The 2,892-nt window shown below is 70.0% G+C and carries 4 protein-coding genes; all 4 read left to right on the plus strand.

Annotated features, from left to right (window positions below; all coding sequences use genetic code 11):
• On the plus strand, window positions 1-566 hold a 566-nt coding region (locus tag D183_RS0121270; RefSeq protein WP_017910775.1), incomplete at its 5' end, for an MFS transporter.
• Window positions 567-663: 97 nt separating this feature from the next.
• Window positions 664-1,086 carry an NUDIX hydrolase gene (locus D183_RS0121280; protein WP_017910776.1) on the plus strand — a complete coding sequence of 141 codons (423 nt, stop codon included), beginning with the start codon at window positions 664-666 and terminating at the stop codon, window positions 1,084-1,086.
• A gap of 385 nt (window positions 1,087-1,471) precedes the next feature.
• A complete protein-coding gene (locus tag D183_RS0121285) occupies window positions 1,472-2,287 on the plus strand; it encodes an EcsC family protein (protein WP_198527688.1) in 816 nt (271 codons plus the stop codon).
• Between the two features lie 104 nt (window positions 2,288-2,391).
• A partial coding sequence (locus D183_RS0121290) for an NYN domain-containing protein (RefSeq protein WP_017910778.1) occupies window positions 2,392-2,892 on the plus strand: 501 nt, incomplete at its 3' end.

The raw sequence follows: 2,892 nt of genomic DNA on the forward strand, positions 1-2,892 counted from the left end.
GGCGCCGCATGGCGATGCTGGTGAGCTTCCACATCTTCCAGGCGATCGGCTTCTTCGGTTTCGGTAACTGGTTGCCGGCGCTGCTGGCGCGGCAGGGCGCCGACAGCGTGCACGGCCTGGGCTACGCCTTCGCCATCTCTTTGGCGTATCCACTGGCGCCGCTGCTGCTGATCGGCGTGGCGCAGCGCTGGGAGAACAAGTGGCAGGTGGTGGTGTCGGCGCTGGGCGCGATGCTGTTCGGGCTGCTATTCGCCTGGCAGAGCCAGCCGCTGCTGCTGATCGCCTGCGGCGCGGCGGTCACCTTCTGCAATGCCTGGATGAGCTTCGCCTATCACGGCTACCAGGCCGAACTGTTTCCCACCGCGCTGCGCGCCCGCGCGGTCGGCTTCTGCTATTCCTTCAGCCGCCTGTCCACGGCCGCCAGCAGCCTGCTGATCGGCATGCTGCTGGACCGCACCGGCCACCGCGGCGTGCTCGCCTGCATCGCCGCCAGCCTGCTGATGGCCGCCGCGGTGGTGGGCCGGTTCGGGCCGCGTACGCACCAGCGCGCGCTGGAGCGGATCTAGGCGTGTGGGATATGTTGAGACGCGCGCGAAGTGGCCTGGCGCACATCGAGGCGTGCATCGCGTTCAGACTGGCCCTTTACCTACCGCGGAGGACGTCATGCAACCGTTCAACGGCGCCAAGCTGGCGCTGCTGTGCGACGACGCGCTGCTGGTGTACCAGCGCGATGTGAAGCCGGAGATTCCCTGGCCGGGACTCTGGGACCTGCCTGGCGGCGGCCGCGAGGACGACGAGAGCCCCGAGCGCTGCGCTCTGCGCGAACTGCAGGAGGAGTTCGGCCTAGTGCTGGAGGAAGACAGGCTGACCTGGGGCCGCTGCTATCCGTCCCTGCAGCCCGGGTCCCTGCCGAGCTGGTTGTTCGTTGGCCGCCTGAGTTGTGCCGAGATCGCCAGCATCCGCTTCGGCGATGAAGGCCGGGGGTGGCTGCTGATGCCCGTGGCCGAATTTCTCGCCCATCCCCAGGCCGTGCCCCATCTGCAGGAGCGCCTGCGCGACTACCTGGCTCAGTGCGTGCAGGGGTAGCTGGTCTGGCCGGCCAGTCGTTGCCTGCGATACGAGAAGCGGGTTTACAGCGTGCGTCGCGGGGCATGCAACCGCCGCGATGACGGCTGCCTCTGCAGCGCCGATCCTGCCACCTTGGGCCATGGCTACTTCGGTGGACCGGCGCGATGTCGCCGGGGCCAGGGCGCCACGCTTGGCCTGGCGGTGGACCGGCCGTCCTGTCTGGACCGCGCCCGGCGCCGCGTGGGCCAGACGCAGGCGCGGTGTGCGGCAGGGGCCTGCCTCAATCCCGATCACGCGTTCCGGCCGCGCGATTCCTTAACGTCCCGCACCGGTCATCGTCCCTCGACACCATGCCGGGGCGGCCCGGTGCATGCTGTCGCCTCCCTCGCCACGAGCTTCAGCCATGACCTCGCTATTGCCCGTCCCCGTGATGGATGCCGCCGATCACCGCGACCTGGCCCAGGCGCGCGCCCTGCTGGAACACCCAGGCCTGGCGGCGAAGATCGCAAATGCGGTGGGCGCGCCGATCGAGGCGCTGATCAACAAGCGCCTGCCGAAACTGTTGTCCTCGCGCATCGATGCGGTCAGCCAGCGTGCGCTGCGGGTGGCGTTGCGCTCGGCGCTGCTGACCCTGCGTGGGCAGGCGCCGGAACGCGCACGGCCGCGCCTGCATGGCGCCGCGGTGGCGGCGACCGGTGCGGCCGGCGGCTTCTTCGGCCTGCCCGGGCTGGTGGTGGAACTGCCGCTGACCACGACCCTGATGCTGCGTTCGATCGCCGACATCGCCCGCGCCGAGGGCGAGCGCCTGGACGACCCGACCACCGCGCTGGCCTGCCTGGAGGTGCTGGCGCACGGCGGCCGCAGCCACCGCGACGACGGCAGCGAATCGGGCTACTTCGCGGTGCGCGCGGCGATGGCGCAGCAGCTCAGCGCCGCGGCGCAGTACATCGCCGCGCACGGCCTGGGCAGCAAGGGTGCGCCGGTGCTGGTGTCGCTGCTGTCGCGCATCGCCGCCAAGTTCTCGGTCACGGTCAGCGAGAAGCTGGCGGCGCAGGCGGTGCCGCTGGTCGGCGCAGCCAGCGGCGCGCTGCTCAACACGGTGTTTATCTCGCACTTCCAGGCGATGGCGCGCGGCCACTTCATCGTGCGCCGGCTGGAGCGCCGCTACGGCGAGGCGGCGGTACGCCAGGCCTACGAGGCGCTGCCGGCCGGGCGATGAGCCATGGCGGTCGCCGCGTTGCGCTGGCTGTGGGCAGCACGCGCTGGCACAGTGGTGGCCGCCGCCACGCTTCTCCCGATCTTTCCTTGCCGCAGGTGCACGCCATGAAAACCCGCCACCGTTCCGACAGCGACGACGACCAGCCACGGCTGGCGGTGCTGATCGATGCCGACAACGCGCAGCCCTCGGTGATCGAAGGCCTGCTCGCCGAGGTCGCCAAGTACGGCCTGGCCAGCGTCAAGCGCATCTATGGCGATTTCACCAGCACGCGCATGACCCAGTGGAAGCAGGCGCTGCTGAAGCACTCGATCAGCCCGGTGCAGCAGTTCGCCTACACCAGCGGCAAGAACGCCACCGACAGCTCGCTGATCATCGATGCGATGGACCTGCTCTACACCGGCCGCTTCGACGGCTTCTGCCTGGTCTCCAGCGACAGCGACTTCACCCGCCTGGCGCAACGCCTGCGCGAGGAAGGACCGACCGTGTACGGCTTCGGCGAGCGCAAGACCCCGGATGCGTTCGTGCAGGCCTGCGACAAGTTCATCTACACCGAAGTGCTGCGCAGCGAGGCCAGCTCGGCGGAGCCGGCCAAGCCCGCCGCTGCG

The sequence above is a fragment of the Xanthomonas sp. SHU 199 genome (genome assembly GCF_000364665.1).
GTDB lineage: Bacteria > Pseudomonadota > Gammaproteobacteria > Xanthomonadales > Xanthomonadaceae > Xanthomonas_A > Xanthomonas_A sontii.

Coding starts and splice junctions, on each gene's coding strand:
- D183_RS0121280 (WP_017910776.1), top strand. CDS start 664: ATGCAACCGTTCAACGGCGCCAAGCTGGCGCTGCTGTGCGACGACGCG.
- D183_RS0121285 (WP_198527688.1), top strand. CDS start 1,472: ATGACCTCGCTATTGCCCGTCCCCGTGATGGATGCCGCCGATCACCGC.